The sequence below is a fragment of the Paenibacillus planticolens genome, assembly GCF_013141725.1.
Lineage (GTDB): Bacteria > Bacillota > Bacilli > Paenibacillales > NBRC-103111 > Paenibacillus_E > Paenibacillus_E planticolens.
In genome coordinates this window covers 64,989-82,690 of sequence record NZ_WHNZ01000041.1, presented here as the reverse complement: position 1 = coordinate 82,690, position 17,702 = coordinate 64,989, and the positions used below count along the sequence as shown (strand labels likewise).

Here is a 17,702-nt window from a genome sequence, read left to right as displayed (position 1 = left end):
TCCAAATTTGAACGGCACTTAGGGGAGGAATAGAGATGAAAAAAATATTCACTTTAGCTCTGTCGCTATCTATGATGTTTACGGCGGTGGCTTGCTCATCCAGTACGACCAATACGGCCACGCCTGCGCCTACCAGCGAACCGACCAAAGCGGCGGTGGCGACAACAGCGCCAAGCAAAGATCCAGTCAAGCTTCGCATCGCATGGTGGGGTGGACAAGCGCGTCATGATTACACGCTTAAAGTCATCGAGATGTACGAGAAACAGAATCCGAACGTTAAGATTGAAGCGGAATACGCGCCATTTGATGACTATTGGAAAAAGCTTGCTCCGCAAGCCTCAGCGAATCAGCTGCCGGATATTATTCAAATGGATATCTCTTACTTGACGCAATACGGCGGGAAAAATCAGCTGGCTGATTTGACGCCTTACACCAAAAACGGGCTTATCGATGTTTCCTCCATCTCCCCGAATGCCATTTCCGGCGGTGAAGTGGGCGGTAAGCTAGTCGCGATGAACTTAGGTGTGAATGCGCTAGCTACTACAGTTGATGTGAATACGTTCAAAAGCTTGGGCATCAATATGCCTACCAAAGATTGGACTTGGGATGATTATGATGCGGTTGCGGCCAAAGCGAAAGCCGGCGGCAAGCAAATCGGCGGTTTTGCGCTTCACCATGAAGTCTTCTTTCCGTATTATCTTCGTTCCGTCGATCAAAAAATGTATAATGCAGACGGAACTGCTCTAGGCTATAACGATGATAAGCCGTTCATTGAGTACTTCAAGCGATATCAGAAATGGTACGATGCCGGAAATATCCTTTCTCTTGACAAAGAGTCACAGAAGAAAGGGGTAGCCGAGGAAGATGAAATTCTGTTGAACAATGCGGTGACAGGCAATGGATGGTCTAACCAATTCTTGGCTGTAGCCAACTTGGTCAAAGACCGCCCGCTTGAATTGTTCCCGTTGCCTGGTCGCAACGGCAATAAAGGTCTATTCATGAAGCCTAGTATGTACTTCTCCATTGCAAACAGCTCCAAGCAAAAAGAAGAAGCGGCAAAATTCATTTCCTTCTTCGTCAACGATATTGAAGCGAACAAATTGATTAAAGGCGATCGCGGCGTGCCTGTTTCCTCCAAAGTGAAAGATGCCCTGAAACCGCTGCTCTCACCGAACGAAGTGAAAATCTTTGATTATGTAGCATGGGCAGAACAAAACAGCTCTCAAATGGATCCTCCGAACCCAGTAGGGTCAATCGAAGTCGAGAAATTGCTAAAAGCGGCGAGCGAGCAAATTTTGTATAAGAAAACGAGTGTCGAAGAGGCCGCTGCGAAATTCCGTAAGGACGCTAACGCCATTTTAGAAAAAAATAAAGCGAAGTAAATCATAGCCAAAGAGAAAGACCGGACCTCCTTGAACCAGGAGAACCGGTCTTTTTTTCGCTTGACAGGTTAAACGTTTCAAATTAAGCTATTAGTGTATGTTAAACGTTTAACAAAACGGAGTTGAATCAGGGATGACCAAGCCCAAACAAGTCACCATTGTAGAAGTGGCCGAAGCAGCAGGTGTGTCGATTGCCACCGTCTCCAATGTGTTGAATCGAGGTGGTATTCGTTCGTCGAAAGAGACGATTCGCAAGGTCGAATTGGCTGCTGAACAACTGGGATATCGACGCAACACGATGGCTGCGGGTTTAAGCCGCAGCAAAACCTATGAAATCGGTCTCATCATACCGGCGTTGACCAGCTATTATGGACAGCTTGCCGAACATTTGCAAATTGAAGCGCACAATGCGGGATACCACTTATCCGTTTTTTCTTCCGGGGGATTCGATCCGGATATTGAGCGGAGGCACTTGGAAGTCTTGCTGCAGCGCAGAGTGGACGGGTTGATTTGCCATGGATTAGCCATGGGGTTCGAAACCACGCGTTCGATTGTGAATAGCGGGACGCCGTTAGTGCTGATTAATGGCTGGAATTGGCCGGAGGACATCGCGACAGGAGCGGTCAATCTGGGGTTTGCCGGCGCTTGCCGGGAATCCGTCAAGTTGCTTGCTGAACGCGGCTGCGGAGCAATTTGCTACATAGGAAGCAAACGGTCGAAGGTGATAGATGAACAGCGTCTACTCGGTTTCCATGCTGGGATTGCGCAATACGGAAGCGGTCTCAAACATGAAATCGTGGATGCGATAGGCTTGGATGCCGAGGCGTATCTGAAGGATCTCGTGCAGCGTCATGATAGGCCGGTTGGCATTGTTGCCTTTGATGATTATGTGGCTTTGAGAATTTTATCGGCCGCTAATAAGCTGCACATCGATATGCCGAATCGATTAAAACTTATTGGGATTAATAACGAATATATGGCAAAGGAAAGCTATCCGGGCATTTCAAGCTGGGACATTCCTTATAACGATCAATCGCAAATGGCTGTAGCAAAGTTATTGCACAAGCTTGGCCATCAAGCGGAGTCAGGTGAAGAACGTGAAATCGAGGTTCCCCTTACTTTTATCGAACGAGAAACAACCAAATCATACGAATCGGAGTGAATCATTCATGTGGAAACAAGCCATTGAAGATGCATTACAGAAAACGAAAGCGAACATTGAACGTTTTGGGGATCTTTTTCCGCATGTGAGTGAAAATGATGTGTATCATCTGAATCCGAATACGGATTGGACGGACGGTTTTTGGTCCGGTATTCTCTGGCTGGGCTATCAATACAGCGGAGACAAAGCATTCCAAGAGGCTGCTCAGAAAACTGTCGCAAGTTTCAAACAAAGGTTGGAAAACCTTGTAGAGCTTGATCACCATGACATCGGATTTTTATATTCGCTTTCTTCGAAAGCACAGTGGATCATTGAAAAAGATGAAAATGCGAGACAGCTTACGCTGCAGGCAGCCGATGTGTTGATGAAACGTTGGAGACCAAAAGGTCAATATATTCAGGCATGGGGTCCTGAAGGCGATGAGATCAACGGGGGACGCATTATCATTGATTGCATGATGAACCTGCCGCTCTTGTACTGGGCTTACGAACAAACTGGCGACGCAAAATACAAAGAAGTTGCGGTCATTCACGCCGACTTGAGCCGCCGTTATTTGGTGCGCGGCGATGACTCTTCGTTCCACACGTTTTATTTCGATCAAGAGAACGGCGAACCTCTGCACGGTGGAACAGCGCAAGGCTATAGCGACGGTTCTACATGGACCCGCGGTCAAGCTTGGGGAATTTATGGGTTCGCGCTTTCGTACCGCTATACAAAAAATCCGCTGTACTTAGAAACATCCAAGCGTCTGGCTCGTTACTTCTTTGACCGCTTGCCGCAGGACGATGTCGTTTACTGGGATTTCAATGCGCCTGTGAACGAAGAAACGAAACGCGACAGCTCAGCTTCCGCGATCGCTTCAGCTGGTGCTCTTGAATTGTTGGAACACTTGGCTGAAGATGATGCAGATCGCGCTTATTTAGAGAATGCGATTCAGCGCTCCATGACCGGTTTGGTGAAATCTTATGCTACGATCGGCAAGCCGGATGCACAGGGCTTCATCGAACGCGGTTCTTACAGTGTTCGCGGCGGAAACGCGCCTGACGATTTCATGATTTGGGGCGATTACTACTACCTGGAAGCACTGGTTCGTCTGGAAAAAGGAATCAAAGGATACTGGTATGAATAATCAATCAACAGTCAGCAATACCCGTTCTTACTGGCTGCAAACGATGCTTCGCATCGCTAATCCTGTATTGGAAGCATTAGCAGAACGAAAATTGCGAGCGACCATGCCTGTTGAAAATAAAAACGAAGAGCAGCGCCAGTTTTCTCATTTGGAAGCTTTTGCCCGCACGCTCGTCGGCATGGCGCCATGGCTGGAAAGCCCTGCGCTGGATGCGGAGGAAGAAAAGCTTCGGACGCGCTACTCCGAGCTTGTGCGCGCAGGTCTCGATGCCGCGACGGATCCTGAGTCGCCTGATTTCTTGAACTTTAGTCAAGGATTTCAGCCTGTCGTTGACACCGCCTTTCTGGCTCACGCGATTCTGAGAGCTCCGAACGCGCTATGGCATGGATTAGACAGCCGCGTACAGGCTAATGTGGTGAAAGCTTTGCAGTCGTCGAGAACGCGCAAGCCGTTCTTCAGCAATTGGTTGTTGTTTGCAGCCATGACGGAGACGGCGCTTCGTTACATGGGCGCAGATTGGGACCGGATGCGCGTGGACTTTGCTCTGAAGCAGCATGAGCAGTGGTACCTCGGCGACGGCATGTACGGCGACGGGCCCGACTATCACGCTGACTATTACAACAGCTTCGTCATTCAGCCGATGCTGGTTGATATTATCGAGCAGGTCCGTGGGGAATATCCGGACTGGGACGCCATGCGCGAGAATATTTTGATTCGCGCTCAGCGCTTTGCTGCGGTACAGGAGCGTTCGATCTCGCCGGAGGGAACGTTCCCTGTCATTGGCCGGTCACTGGCTTACCGGTTCGGCGCCTTTCAGTCGCTGGCCCAGACGGCGCTGCGCCGCGAGCTGCCGACCGGCGTAGCGCCGGCTCAAGTCAGATGCGCGATGACCGCGGTCATCAAGCGCCTGATCGAAGCGCCCGCCACGTTCGATGAAGCGGGCTGGCTGCAGATCGGCCTGTGCGGCCACCAGCCGGAGCTTGGCGAGCCGTACATTTCCACGGGCAGCCTGTACTTATGCTCCGCCGTATTTCTGCCGCTTGGCTTGCCGGCGGATGATGAGTTCTGGCAAGGAGCGGATGCGCCTTGGACCTCGCAGAAGGTTTGGTCAGGACAAACCGTTGCCATTGACAAAGCGATATAAGATGGAATCTCCAAAAGCGTTCTGTTTCCTAGTGAAACAGGCGCTTTTTTCATGTATACTAAATTCGTTAATTCCGTTATCCCCAAATAGCCTGAAACGGCAGCTGTGGATAACTTCGGTGAGCTAGAAGAAAGAAGCGTGACGCTTTTGAATGAAAATTATCAGTTAACGGTACAAGAAGTGCTGAGAAGACCGTTCTTTCAGCAAGCCTATATCGCTGCGGGTCAAGACGGCTTGCAGCGTCTCGTCCGCTGGGTGCACATCATTGAAGTGATCCAGTTTGAAGAGCTGCTTCAAGGCGGAGAGATGATTCTGACCACAGGAGCCGCTTTCAAAAGCGATACGAGACTGTTTATGACTTATCTGGAGCAGCTCATGAACAATAACGTGTCCTGCCTGTGTATTGAGATGGGCCATTATTTGAGTTCCGTTCCGCAGGCCTGGATCGATGCGGCGGAAGCCTGCCGGCTGCCGCTCATCATTTTCCCGCAAGCCGTGCGGTTCATCGATATTACGCAGGATATTCATGCGCATATCATCAACCAACACCATAAAGCGCTCCAGGATCTGGAGAAAATATCGCGTGAATTCCACCGCATGACGCTGTCCTCGCAAGGCGTGTCCCACGTGCTGGGACTTCTGCAAAGCAGTACGAAAGCCCAGGTGATCTATGTGCCGCAGGATGGGCAGCCCAAGTTCATCCCTCAGCTGGGGAGCCGCGAGTCCAGCCAGTGGCTGGAATTGCTGGAGGGCCGACTTGCCTCGGACCTGAACGCCAGGCATGCGGGCTCGCCCGCTGTCTTCGAAGTCGAGGGCCAGACGGTTATCGTGCAGCCTGTTGGCGCCATGGGCAAAACCTGGGCCCATATCATCCTCGTGCTGAGCCGCAAGCCGCAGGAGTATGAATACTTGATTCTAGACTCTGCTTCTTTATCGATCGCGCAGGATTTACTGCGCAAGCGCTATATGGAAGAACGTAAATTATATTCGCAAACCTTATGGATGGATGATCTGCTGCACCTCCGCATTCGTGACGAAGAGCAGATCAAAATGCTGATCGGCCATACCTTTAGACAGCTTAATGAACTGCCTTATCATGTCATTTTAATCGAATTTGCGCACAAACAAACAGAGGATTACCCTGCTCTAGGTGATGGCGAAGGGATTGAATCTGCGGGCATTCATCTATCGCTTGCCGCCCGCTCTATTTTTGAGCAGCATACGTTTCATCCCCTTTTAACCTTAAAAAATAACCGGCTTGTTGTCGTAGCTTTTGACAAAACACCCAAACGTCCTGCCAAAGAGCGGCTGCAGCACGTATTTCAATCCCTTCAGCTGTTGAAAGCGGAGGAAGAGATGGAGCTGACGATTGGGGTCGGACAAAGCAACCGAAGCTTTATGCAGGCGCACCAAAGCTATCAAGAGGCGCTGCAAGCGATATCGCTTTGTGCGACACTGCAAAGCAAAGTACTGTTTTATGATGAGCTTGGTGTCTTTCAACTGCTGCTTCATATTGGCGATAAGCAAATGCTGCAGTCTTTTGTGCGCACGTATTTGGGACCGATCATCGACTATGATCATATGAAGGGCAGCGAGCTGCTCCGCACGCTTAAAGTATATTTGGACAGTGACGGCTCCAAGCAAATCGCGGCACAACAGCTTTTTATCGTCAGGCAATCGCTCTACTACCGTCTGGAGAAAATAGAGGAGCTGCTTGGCGCAAACTACATGCTGCCGGAAAAGCGGTTAGCGCTGCAAGTGGGCATCCGTGCCTTTCAACTGTTACATCCGGAAATAAAATTGTGAAAAAAAAACGGACAGTTTCTTTACAATTTGTCTAATGGCACGCAGGCGGATCCCTTTTATACTTGGAATCATCAAGTAGAGACGGATCCATTTTTGATGGATCCCACAGAGAGGCAGATGCAGAATGATAATTGGGGTTCCGAAGGAAATTAAAAATAATGAGTTTCGCGTTGGCATGACGCCAAGTTCCGTGCTTTCATACACAAAAGCGGGGCATGAGGTTAGAGTTGAGACCTCAGCAGGTCTGAGCATCGGGTTTAAGGATGAAGATTACGTGCAAGCAGGAGCAACGATTGCAGCATCGGCAGCGGAAGTATGGAAAGCCGATATGGTTGTGAAAGTTAAAGAACCGCTTCCGGAGGAGTATGGCTACTTCCATGAAGGTTTGATTCTATACACGTATCTTCACCTTGCACCGGAGGCTGAACTGACGCATGCGCTGGCTCGCAATAAAGTAACTGCGATCGCTTATGAGACTATTCAACTCGACAATGGCAGCCTTCCGCTGCTGACGCCGATGAGTGAAGTAGCTGGCCGCATGTCCGTCCAGATCGGAGCGCATTTCCTGGAGAAGGCGCATGGCGGCAAAGGGATTTTGCTTGGCGGCGTACCGGGCGTTGAGCCTGGGCGAGTTGCCGTCATCGGCGGAGGCATCGTAGGCGCGAATGCGGCGAAAATGGCAATCGGATTAGGCGCCGATGTAACGATCGTTGACTTGAATCCGGATCGTTTGCGCCAATTGGATGATCTCTTCCAAGGACGCGTGAAAACGATCATGTCCAGCCCTTATAACATCGCGGAAGTTGTGCGGCACGCTGATTTGGTCGTAGGCGCCGTATTGATTCCGGGAGCTCGCGCACCGCGTCTGGTGACCGAAGAGATGGTCAAAACGATGAGCCCGGGCAGTGTGATCGTTGACGTTGCGATTGATCAAGGCGGCTCCATTGAGACGATTGACCGCATCACGACGCATGATCAACCGACCTATGAGAAGCACGGAGTCATTCATTATGCCGTGGCGAACATGCCGGGTGCCGTAGCGCGTACGTCAACTTTGGCGCTGACGAATGTAACGACGCCATACGGTCTGCAAATTGCCGGCAAAGGCTATGTACGTGCTGCATTGGACAACAAAGCCATCGCCAAAGGCATTAATGTGGTTGCCGGGCATGTCACTTACAAGGCAGTTGCCGAAGCGCACGGGTATGAATACACGGATGTGTACTCGCTTTTACAATAGAAATGGGCCGCACAGCGATGTGCGGCTTTTTATTTTAGCCAGTGCAGGTTAACTCACGGCCAACAATTGTTTTGATGGTGTTGGTTAGTGGGAACTATGATCCTCTATTTGCCCTAGAAGAAGCCAATTGGCAAATTTGTGGGAACTATGATCCGCTATTTTGCCGATTTCGGTCACTAAGCGGGCATCCGATGGCGAATAAGACTCTGTAGTTCCACCAGGAGTTGAAAAACAGTCCACTTGGCTAAAATAGCGCCCTGTAGTTCCCTTCACATTGGCGATAAGCTTCATCTCATAAAAAAGCTGCCCCTCCAGGTCAAACCTGGGAGAGCAGCTTTTTGTGATATTAGAACGCTGGAACGATAGCGCCTTTGTATTTGTCTTCAATGAATTTCTTCGTGTCAGCGGAGTTCAATTCTTTCGCCAGCTTCTGCATAGCTTCAGAATCCTTATTGTCTGGACGGGATACGAGAATGTTCACGTAAGGGGAGTTTTTGTCCTCGATGAACAGAGCGTCTTTCGTCGGCATTAAGTTCGCTTGCAGCGCATAGTTCGTGTTGATCAAAGCAAGATCGAACTCGCCGATTGTACGAGGCAGCATAGCAGGGTCAAGCTCTTTAATTTGAAGCTTTTTGCTGTTTTCTACGATGTCTTTCACTGTAGCTTTAATTCCGATGCCGTCTTTCAACTTGATCAGACCGTTTTTCTCCATCAGCGCAAGCGCACGGCCGGCATTGGAAGGATCATTTGGAATGGCTACGGTCGCGCCTTCTTTCAGCTCGGCTGCGGACTTCACTTTTTGAGAGTAAGCGCCGAATGGCTCAATGTGCACGCCAACGACTTTGACAAGGTTTTGCTTTTTATCGGCATTGAATTGGTCCAGGTAAGGCTGGTGTTGGAAAAAGTTAGCGTCCAATTGCTTTTCAAACACTTGCACGTTCGGCTGCACATAGTCGTTAAACTCTATTACTTCCAAGTTAACGCCTTGTGTTTTCATTTTTGCTTTCAAGTTGTTCAAAATTTCAGCATGAGGAACGGAAGACGCGCCGACTTTCAATGTTACTTCTTTGGCAGGTGTCGTAGCAGCAGGTGAAGCCGATGCGGCAGGCGCCGAGCTGGCTTGATTCTCAGCCGGTTTTTGTCCGCAAGCGGCAAGTGCCAGCACGAAGAACAGGGAAACGAGCGATACAGTAAGTTTTTTCATTGTAAAATGACCTCCAATAATCAATGATGTCTTATTTGCGGTTGTATTTGGCGACCATACGATCGCCGAGCATTTGTAAAAGCTGAACAAAGATAACAAGTATGACGACGGTGACGATCATAATGTCCGTACGGAACCGCATATAGCCGTAGCGGAGCGAAAGATCGCCAAGCCCGCCGCCGCCTACGACGCCTGACATGGCGGAGTAGGAGAGCAGAGCCACAGCCGTAACGGTCACGGCTGAGATCAAGCCCGAGCGCGCTTCCGGCAGCAGAACGCGCCATACGATTTGCCATGGCGTAGCGCCCATCGACTGAGCGGCTTCAATGACGCCGTTCTCGATCTCGCGCAGCGCGGATTCGACCAGCCGCGCAAGAAATGGCGCGGCGGCGATCACGAGAGGTGGGATCGCGCCTTTCACGCCAATGGTGGTGTGCACGAGCGCTTTCGTGATCGGGAACACGGAGATCATGAGAATGACGAAGGGCACGGAGCGCAGGATGTTCACAATCAACGAGAGAACTCCGTACAGCGGCGTATTTTGCAGCAACTGTCCTTTGGAGGTCAAGAATAATATAATGCCTAACGCTAAGCCGATGATGACGGTGAATAGGAGCGACCACCCCAGCATCACAAGCGTATCTCCCGTTGCTTTTGCTATTTCAGCCCAGTTGATTTCCCAGGTCATATTCATGGGGCCATCACCTCCACATCCATTCCTTCCTGCTTCAGCTTCGCGATAACCGCAGCGATTTCCTCATGCTGAGCGCCGGATAATTGGACGACCAACTGACCATAAGGCACACCTTTCATGGAAGAGATCGTACCCTGCAAAATGGCAAAGGTCACATTCGTCGACTTGACCGTCTCGAACAAAATCGGTTCATACGTTTTCGCTCCGATATACGTAATCCGGATGACCGTTCCTGCCATTATTCCCTGTTTAGTATTCGAATCGATTGCTGTGCTGCTTGCCGCAAAATCAGAAACTTGTCCGACAAACTCCTTTGTTACCGGGTGCTGCGGCTGAAGGAACACATCCAGCACTTTCCCGGTTTCCACGATCAAACCTTTCTCCATGACGGCTACGCGGTCACAGATCGCACGAATGACCTGCATTTCATGCGTAATCAGCAGGATCGTAATGCCTAGCTTCCGATTAATATCTAGCAGAAGGGCGAGAATCGCATTCGTCGTCTGCGGATCAAGCGCAGAAGTGGCTTCATCGCAGAGCAGAATATCCGGGTGATTGGCAAGCGCTCTGGCGATGCCGACACGCTGCTTTTGTCCGCCTGACAGCTGGCTTGGATATTTGTCCGCATGCTCCTGCAGTCCGACCAGTTCAAGCAGCTCCTTAATCCTCGCACTGATCTCAGCTTGACTCGTTCCGGCCAATTTCAACGGAAAGGCAATGTTTTCAGCAACGGTAGATGAAGAAAGCAGATTAAAATGCTGAAAAATCATGCCGATCTTGCGGCGTTTGACCTGCAGTTGTTTGGCGTTTAAACTTGTCATGTCTTCGCCATCGATCATAATGCTTCCTGAGGACGGACGCTCAAGTAAATTTACACATCGCAGCAAGGTGCTCTTTCCTGCGCCGGAGTGCCCGATGATGCCGAATATTTCTCCGCGATCGATATGTAAACGGATCTGCTGGATAGCCGGTACACGTCCCGGTATATCCTCGTACACTTTTTGTAAATTATCGATATGAATCAGGATGAATACCTCCTATTCCATGCAAATGTTGGTGATCGTATATTTTGGCCAACGGTAGATTATTTTATAAGAAATTGCAAGAGTAAGCAACAGCCAAAATATGAAAAATGAAACTTTCAGGATGCATTGACGCTGCATTTATTTGCATATAAACTGAGGTTAAACGTTTCAATAAGTGAAAACAGCGCTTTATCTTACATAGAAAACGCTCTTTTACGATTTTTCCGAGGGGATGATAAATTTGACGAATTTGCAACAAAGACAAAATGAAATTACGGCCAAAGTTGCCGCAGAGGCCTATCAACGGCCATTACTCAGCAGCGGTTTCTTGTTTCACCATGATGTCCGGGATAATTTCTACTACGCTTCTTATCTATTTGCAGCTTCCCAAGAGGGGGACATCGCGTTTGATGGAGACCGCCAATCCGCGAAAGCGAAAGCGGAAAGCATTCTCCAGCTTTTACTCGAGCTGCAGGATCAGAATGCGGAGAGCCCAACTTACGGACATTGGCCGCTAAGGTTAAGCCCAACCACGCATGAAGCTGCGAAGAATACACTCCCGGTGGAATTAATGGGGAGCTTGATGGTTTATTTTTATGAGCGGTACGCGGATGTTCTCAGCGAGTCGCTGCGCAGCTCCTTCGAGGTGGCGCTTTTCCATATTTATCAAAGCGGCTTCTATCGCAAAGAGATCGAACACTATCATCATCACGAAGCGAAATATACGGCAGCCAAGCTTATTTTCGGTCAGCGCTATGAGGATAAAAGCTTGCTGGAAGACGGCATTGTGAGCTTGCGCCGCACGTTGGATCGAGTGACAACGCTCGGAATGTCCGAATACGGCGGGCTGCCGTGGTTCTGGCATTGGGTGCAGGCGTTTACGTGCGCTTGGCAGTTGATGAAAGATCAAGAGATTAAAGCGGATCTCGCCCGAATGTTGGATTATTTATGGCGCGTTCGCTCGACCTTTTATTTAGGAGGCGCATGGGTGGGGCCGCATTCCCGAATTTGGCCGCACGATATGCCGAAGGATACGAATGTGCTGCATGATTATGTGCAGTATGGCGATTTTACGCTGCCTGAGGAAATGCCCCGGACAGAGTATGCAGGTTTTCTTGCGTACGACGCTCCGGCCGATGCCATTCATCTTGCTTTGCACCGCCAAGTTCCTCTTGAGGTGAAGTCTCGCATCCCCAAACAAGCAGGCACAGCTGTAAATGAAGAGGATGTACTTCACAGCTATGTATATATCACAGAAAACTTTGCCGTGGGCGGTATTTACGAACGCGTGCTTGAGTTTGACAATGAACAGCATCGCTGGGATGTAGCGCTGCCGCTTGATCGTGCGCAAGGAGTCAATCATGCATATTTTTTCCATCCAGCTCCTGGAAACGGAGAAGGAGATTTGCGCCATCAAAGCGAATATTCAGAAGTGTTTTTTCACCGCGGTACGGTCATAGCCGATTATCAAATTCCTGAAAATATGCCCAATCAAATTATCGGCTGCTTGCCGGCGGGAGATTGGTTGGAAGAGGAGAACGCTTTATTCGGCTTATGCGGAGATGTGTACATGGCCGTCTATGTGCAGCAGCCTTATCAAAGGCAAGTACTTGCCGACCGTTCCGTGATCACGAGCAGCGGAAATAAGAATGCCGTCGTTTTTGAATGTGTGGACCGCAAGGGCGCCGCGGCAATGGGTGTCGCTGATCTCCGGCAATTTGCGAACGTCATGAAAACTAAACAACCGGCATACTCCGGGGCAGCGGAAGACGAATTCGCTGTTCATTACACAACGCTGAATGATGATTTGCTTGTTTTCAAAAGCGGCCCTAACTCCGAAACCAGCAGATTTGTAAATGGTCATGCTGCGGATTTCACTGATTACAAGGCCCTTTTAAAATAAAAGAAAAGAGGATAGAATCATGCCATTAGTGGATATGCCGTTAGACAAGCTGCTTGCGTATGAGGGACGCAACCCCCGCCCGGAGGATTTCAATGCGTACTGGGAGCGGGCCATTGCAGAAATGAAAGCTGTTGACCCGCAAATTGAACTGCGTCCAAGCGAGTTTCAAGTTCCTTTTGCGGAGTGCTTCGATCTTTATTTTACAGGCGTTAATGGCGCCCGAATCTATGCCAAATATATTCGTCCTAAGCACTCATCCGAACCTCATCCGGCCATTGTTCAATTCCATGGTTATTCCGGTAATTCCGGCGACTGGTCGGATAAAGTGCAATATGCGGCCTTAGGTTTCTCGTTCTTCTCGATGGATTGCCGCGGTCAAGGCGGCTTATCCGAAGATGTAGGGGGCATGAAAGGGACTACGCTCAGAGGTCATATCGTCCGCGGACTCGACGATCATCCGGATCAATTGCTGTTCCGGGATATTTTCCTGGATACTGCCCAACTCGCGGGCATTGCTATGAGCATGCCGGAGGTAGATCCAGCGCGCGTAGGAGCAATGGGAGGCTCGCAAGGCGGCGCTTTGACGATCGCTTGTGCTGCACTGGAGCCGCGCATTAAGCGTTTAGCGCCTGTGTATCCTTTTTTGAGCGATTATAAGCGCGTATGGGAGATGGATTTGGCTAAGGACGCCTATCAAGAGCTTAAGGACTTTTTCCGCCGTCATGATCCGCAGCATAAGCGCGAAGAGGAAATTTTCACCAAGCTGGGCTACATTGATATTCAATATCTGGCGGAGCGGATTCAAGGAGAAGTTATGATGGCTGTGGGTTTAGCCGACACGGTATGTCCGCCTTCTACGCAATTTGCCGCTTATAACAAAATCAAATCGCCAAAAAGCTATGAGCTGTATCCGGATTTCGGCCACGAAGGCTTGCCAGGCTTCAACGATAAAACGCTGCAGTTCATGCTAGGCTTATAATGCAAAAAATGACTCTCTCATCGTTGGGATGGGAGGTCATTTTTTATTGTTTAAGGCAATTATGCTTTAAAATGTACGACTGCACTGTAAAGCATCTTGCCTGCGTTTGGATCAAACACGGTGTGATGCTGAATGGCGAACACGCCTAGCATAAGCGCTTTATTGTTATCAATCTGTTCGTTAATTTGCTTCTCCAGCGATTTCAAGTCATAAGCTTGAAAAAACTCAATTTTATTGTCAATGCGGTCCAAAATAAAATCCATGCGGTTCATCCTCCCAGGCAACATATGTGAAAATTAGATGGCTTCTCTATTATAACGTCAATATCTGATATAGGAAGTGGCTTTGAATAGGCGTATACTGTAGGGGGATGCGCGGCAAGATCCAGAAGTTCCTTCGGAATACGAATTATTCCAGACAACAAGTAGCAGGAAGTGATGTCGTTTTGAAGTCAACAAGGTTATTAATTGATTTCTTGAAGCAGAAATGGCCGTTGTACCTTGCAGCCGCATTGTCAATCTCGGTGGGAAACATCGTTTATTCGTACTACCCAAAGCTCCTTGGCGAATTCACAGATCACCTACAGCAAGGGGGCTTAAGCAAAGATTTAATTTTTGGATACAGCTGGAAGCTCTTGTTCATTGGCGTTTGTTTCGGTATTTTGACGGCGATTGGCCAGTATTTGATTATGCGGAGCGGCAGACGCTTCGAGTTCGTCGCAAGAAACCGGTTGTTTGACCATTTTACAAAGCTCGGGGCTACCTTTTACTCCAAGAATGGCGTCGGCAAGCTGCTCAGTTATGTGATGAACGATGTGACCGTCATTCGGGAATCCATTTCGATGGGGATTAACCAGATTGTGAACTCGGCGATATTAATAATCGCTGTGATTGTGACCATGCTTTTCAGTTCGATTCCGCTGTACTTAATTCTCGTCTGTATCTTGCCTTTATTGCTCATTCCCGTACTGACCGTGAAATTTCAACCTATTATTAAAAATCGTTCTTTGCAGGTTCAAGAGGCATTAGGCAAAATGACCGAGTCAGCCGAGGAGCAATTCGGCGGCATCCGCGTCGCGAAAAAGTTCGCGGTAGAACCGATCATGATCAGCAGATTCAGCACCACGGTGGACCGGATTCGTGACAATCAGCTAAGGCTGGTACGCCTTTCTTCTCTATTTGAAGCACTTATTCCGTTTCTGGGGGCAATATCGCTGATTATCGCGATTGCATTTGGGGGCTATTTGACGATTCAAGGGCGAATTACGATTGGAAACTTCGTTGAATTAACGCTGTACATAAGAATGATGGTCAACCCGCTTCAACAGATCGGCCGTGTTATCAATGCGATGCAGAGGTCTAAAGCGTCGCTTGAGCGCATCAATGAACTGCTCGATTTGAAATCTGAAATTGTGCAAAAAGAGCTGGCGCAGCCTTCTCATCTCGATCAAGAGGGCATTCGGATTGAGCACTTGTCCTTCGCCTACCCGGATGATGAGGATGAGGTGCTCCATGATATTTCTCTGACGATTGAGCCGGGGAAATCCATTGGCATTATCGGCAAAACAGGAAGCGGAAAGTCGACGCTGGTGAAGCTGATGTTGAGGATTTATGACCCTCCGGAGGGCACCGTTTGGATCGGGGACACGGACATTCGGGATGTGACGCTGGAAAGCTTGCGCAACCAAATCGCTTACGTGCCGCAAGAGGGCTTCCTGTTTTCTACAACTATCCGAGACAATATCGCTTTCTATAAAAGGGAGCTGCCGCTCGAGCAGGTAGAGCGCGCTGCCCGAAATGCGCAGATTCTGAACAGCATCACCTCCTTTCCCGAGAAGTTCGAGACGAAGCTGGGGGAACGCGGGGTTACCTTGTCGGGCGGGCAGCGCCAACGAACGAGTCTCGCCAGAGGCATGATTAAGGATTCGCCGTTGATGATTCTTGACGATAGTGTAAGTGCCGTAGATTCTGTGACGGAGAAGCATATCATCGACACGATCCGTAAAGAGCGGTCCAACAAAACGACCATCTGGATCGCGCATCGCATTTCGGCATTAAAGCATACGGACGAAATCATTGTGCTTCACGAAGGGCGCATTGTGCAGCGCGGCACCCATGAAGAACTTATTGCGCAGGAAGGCTTATATGCAGAGCTTCATGCGATTCAGGAAGGGGGCAGCCACGATGTCGCAGAGTAAAGAGAGCACCAAGAAGGATCAGCAAGCGACCAAAACGTCCTTCAGGGCTTTATCCGTCTATGCCAAACCGCACAGGTTTACATTTGCAGCCGTATTGCTGTGCGCATTGCTGGGGATTGCCGCAGATTTGTTTCAGCCTTATCTCGTGAAGATCGCAATTGACGATAATTTGATGATAGGCAAAAATGATTATCACGCGCTGCTCATCATCTGCTTGTTCTATGTAGGACTTTCAGTAAGCTCTTTGTTTTTCAGCTATTTGCAGAACAATTTGCTGCAGTTTGCCGGCCAAAGCATCGTGGCCAAAATTCGTAAAGATTTGTTTCAACACATTTTCAAACAGTCGATGTCCTATTATGACAAAACGCCTAGCGGCAGTCTGATCACACATGTGTCCAGCGATACGGAGACGCTGAATCAGTTCTTCACGCAAGTGCTGTTAAGTCTCATGCGCGACGGGATGACATTAATTTTTATCATTGTATTGATGTATCACCTGGACCCGATGCTAACGATGTACAGTATGATTGTAATCCCTATTATCGCTATCATTGCTATCAGCTTTCGCAGATATATGCGCAAAACGTACCAGCTTTCAAGGACGCAGCTGTCCCAAATGGTAGCTTTTGCGGCTGAAAATTTATCCGGCATGCATCTCATTCAAGCGTTCCACCAAGAAAACGAACAAATGAAACGTTTCACGGATCGAAATTTAAGTTATTTCCGCGCAAATTTGCGGGAAATCCGCACGAACGTCTTATTTAACCGCTCTTTTGATATTCTAGGTAATTTATCCGTTGCCTTCATTACGTGGATCGGCGGCATGGCCGTATTCGATAAAACGATCGAGTTCGGTGTCCTTTATGCGTTTATTACGTATATCCGGCAGTTTTTTCAACCGATTAACAGTATTACTCAGCAGTGGAATACGCTTCAATCTACGACCGTGTCGATGAACCGGATCTGGAACATTTTCGCCACGCAGCCGGAAGTGAAAGACAAAGAGCATGTGAAAGATATCCCACTCACTGCGGTTAAGGGCGAGATTCATTTTAACCATGTGAAGTTCGGTTATTTGAAAAATATAGCTGTTCTTGAAGACCTTGAGCTGCGCATAGAGCCTGGTGAAATGATCGGGATTGTAGGGACGACAGGTGCGGGCAAAAGCTCGCTGATTTCGTTGCTCTGCCGCTTCTATGACGTGCAGGAGGGGAGCATCCGGATTGACGGCACCGATATTCGAGATATTCCGCAGGCCAATCTGCATCGGATGGTAGGACTGGTTCAGCAGGAACCTTATCTATATGCGGGAAGCATTCTCGATAACGTACGGATGTTTGATGAGACAATTGCGCCGGAGGATGTCATCAAGGCCTGTCAATTGGTTGGCGCAGACAGCCTGATTGCAAGGCTGAAGGATGGGTACGAGACGCGTATCTCGGAGAGAGGAAGCGGCTTATCGGCGGGCGAAAGACAACTGATTTCCTTTGCGAGGATCATCGTTTTCCAGCCCAAAATATTGATTCTGGATGAGGCTACGGCGAATTTGGACTCCCAAACGGAGCAGTTGATTCAAACGGCGCTGCAGGTCGTTGCCGAAGGGAGAACAACGCTTGTCATTGCCCATCGTATCTCGACGATTATTCATGCCAATCGCATTATCGTCATGAGTCAAGGCCAAATCGTCGAAGAAGGGAACCATGCGGAATTGCTTGCGCTGCACGGTTACTATGAGCAGTTATATTTGCACTCTCAAGGGAGTATGGATGCAGCGCATCCGATCTCCTAAACCTAAAAAAGCTTTGTCGCCTTCCTTTCGAGAAAGAGTGACAAAGCT

The 17,702-nt window shown here is 49.1% G+C and carries 14 protein-coding genes; 10 read left to right on the top strand and 4 right to left on the bottom strand.

The features are described from left to right. Positions 1 to 35 precede the first annotated feature (35 nt). From GC097_RS18905 to ald, 6 genes are all read left to right on the top strand, one after another. Complete coding sequence (locus GC097_RS18905; protein ID WP_171684858.1) at positions 36 to 1,382, top strand: ABC transporter substrate-binding protein; 1,347 nt, start codon at positions 36 to 38, stop codon at positions 1,380 to 1,382. A 133-nt stretch (positions 1,383 to 1,515) separates the two neighbouring features. Beyond that, positions 1,516 to 2,544, top strand: a complete 1,029-nt coding sequence (locus tag GC097_RS18900) for a LacI family DNA-binding transcriptional regulator (protein WP_171684857.1) — start codon at positions 1,516 to 1,518, stop codon at positions 2,542 to 2,544. Between the two features lie 7 nt (positions 2,545 to 2,551). Then, positions 2,552 to 3,673 carry a glycoside hydrolase family 88 protein gene (locus GC097_RS18895; protein WP_171684856.1) on the top strand — a complete coding sequence of 374 codons (1,122 nt, stop codon included), beginning with the start codon at positions 2,552 to 2,554 and terminating at the stop codon, positions 3,671 to 3,673. Then, positions 3,666 to 4,817, top strand: a complete 1,152-nt coding sequence (locus GC097_RS18890; RefSeq protein ID WP_171684855.1) for a DUF2264 domain-containing protein — start codon at positions 3,666 to 3,668, stop codon at positions 4,815 to 4,817. Before GC097_RS18895 ends, GC097_RS18890 begins: the two co-directional genes overlap by 8 nt. A gap of 138 nt (positions 4,818 to 4,955) precedes the next feature. Continuing rightward, entirely contained in the window at positions 4,956 to 6,623 is a 1,668-nt protein-coding gene (locus GC097_RS18885) for a PucR family transcriptional regulator (RefSeq protein ID WP_312875699.1), read from the top strand. 124 nt (positions 6,624 to 6,747) lie between these two features. Next, positions 6,748 to 7,863: an alanine dehydrogenase gene (gene ald, locus GC097_RS18880; RefSeq protein WP_171684854.1), complete on the top strand. Its 1,116-nt coding sequence runs from the start codon at positions 6,748 to 6,750 to the stop codon at positions 7,861 to 7,863. A gap of 346 nt (positions 7,864 to 8,209) precedes the next feature. Here the strand turns inward: ald and GC097_RS18875 are convergent, their stop codons facing one another. Genes GC097_RS18875 through GC097_RS18865 form a run of 3 tightly spaced genes read right to left on the bottom strand, consistent with a single transcriptional unit; the run spans position 8,210 to position 10,786 of the window. Next, positions 8,210 to 9,067, bottom strand: coding sequence for a MetQ/NlpA family ABC transporter substrate-binding protein (locus tag GC097_RS18875; RefSeq protein WP_171684853.1), 858 nt, complete (start codon positions 9,065 to 9,067; stop codon positions 8,210 to 8,212). A 31-nt stretch (positions 9,068 to 9,098) separates the two neighbouring features. Further along, positions 9,099 to 9,761, bottom strand: a complete 663-nt coding sequence (locus GC097_RS18870) for a methionine ABC transporter permease (protein ID WP_171684852.1) — start codon at positions 9,759 to 9,761, stop codon at positions 9,099 to 9,101. Beyond that, positions 9,758 to 10,786 carry a methionine ABC transporter ATP-binding protein gene (locus tag GC097_RS18865; protein WP_171684925.1) on the bottom strand — a complete coding sequence of 343 codons (1,029 nt, stop codon included), beginning with the start codon at positions 10,784 to 10,786 and terminating at the stop codon, positions 9,758 to 9,760. The genes GC097_RS18870 and GC097_RS18865 overlap by 4 nt, the downstream gene beginning before the upstream one ends. Before the next feature lie 241 nt (positions 10,787 to 11,027). Between GC097_RS18865 and GC097_RS18860 the strand changes: the two genes are divergently transcribed. Then, complete coding sequence (locus GC097_RS18860; RefSeq protein ID WP_171684851.1) at positions 11,028 to 12,689, top strand: hypothetical protein; 1,662 nt, start codon at positions 11,028 to 11,030, stop codon at positions 12,687 to 12,689. A 19-nt stretch (positions 12,690 to 12,708) separates the two neighbouring features. Further along, positions 12,709 to 13,668, top strand: coding sequence for an acetylxylan esterase (locus tag GC097_RS18855; RefSeq protein WP_171684850.1), 960 nt, complete (start codon positions 12,709 to 12,711; stop codon positions 13,666 to 13,668). A gap of 59 nt (positions 13,669 to 13,727) precedes the next feature. Here GC097_RS18855 and GC097_RS18850 read toward each other — a convergent pair whose 3' ends face one another. Continuing rightward, entirely contained in the window at positions 13,728 to 13,931 is a 204-nt protein-coding gene (locus GC097_RS18850) for a YrzA family protein (protein WP_171684849.1), read from the bottom strand. Positions 13,932 to 14,113: 182 nt separating this feature from the next. Between GC097_RS18850 and GC097_RS18845 the strand changes: the two genes are divergently transcribed. Both GC097_RS18845 and GC097_RS18840 read left to right on the top strand, forming a co-directional pair. Further along, on the top strand, positions 14,114 to 15,865 hold the full coding sequence (locus GC097_RS18845) for an ABC transporter ATP-binding protein (RefSeq protein ID WP_171684924.1): 1,752 nt from the start codon (positions 14,114 to 14,116) through the stop codon (positions 15,863 to 15,865). Then, entirely contained in the window at positions 15,852 to 17,654 is a 1,803-nt protein-coding gene (locus GC097_RS18840) for an ABC transporter ATP-binding protein (RefSeq protein ID WP_171684848.1), read from the top strand. The genes GC097_RS18845 and GC097_RS18840 overlap by 14 nt, the downstream gene beginning before the upstream one ends. The last annotated feature ends 48 nt before the right edge of the window (positions 17,655 to 17,702 follow it).

What these genes read in the sequence shown, in the direction of transcription:
- GC097_RS18855 (WP_171684850.1), top strand. Translation starts at nt 12,709, where the DNA reads ATGCCATTAGTGGATATGCCGTTAGACAAGCTGCTTGCGTATGAGGGA.
- GC097_RS18900 (WP_171684857.1), top strand. Translation starts at nt 1,516, where the DNA reads ATGACCAAGCCCAAACAAGTCACCATTGTAGAAGTGGCCGAAGCAGCA.
- GC097_RS18840 (WP_171684848.1), top strand. Translation starts at nt 15,852, where the DNA reads ATGTCGCAGAGTAAAGAGAGCACCAAGAAGGATCAGCAAGCGACCAAA.
- GC097_RS18905 (WP_171684858.1), top strand. Translation starts at nt 36, where the DNA reads ATGAAAAAAATATTCACTTTAGCTCTGTCGCTATCTATGATGTTTACG.
- GC097_RS18875 (WP_171684853.1), bottom strand. Translation starts at nt 9,067, where the DNA reads ATGAAAAAACTTACTGTATCGCTCGTTTCCCTGTTCTTCGTGCTGGCA.
- GC097_RS18850 (WP_171684849.1), bottom strand. Translation starts at nt 13,931, where the DNA reads ATGGATTTTATTTTGGACCGCATTGACAATAAAATTGAGTTTTTTCAA.
- ald (WP_171684854.1), top strand. Translation starts at nt 6,748, where the DNA reads ATGATAATTGGGGTTCCGAAGGAAATTAAAAATAATGAGTTTCGCGTT.
- GC097_RS18890 (WP_171684855.1), top strand. Translation starts at nt 3,666, where the DNA reads ATGAATAATCAATCAACAGTCAGCAATACCCGTTCTTACTGGCTGCAA.
- GC097_RS18895 (WP_171684856.1), top strand. Translation starts at nt 2,552, where the DNA reads ATGTGGAAACAAGCCATTGAAGATGCATTACAGAAAACGAAAGCGAAC.
- GC097_RS18870 (WP_171684852.1), bottom strand. Translation starts at nt 9,761, where the DNA reads ATGAATATGACCTGGGAAATCAACTGGGCTGAAATAGCAAAAGCAACG.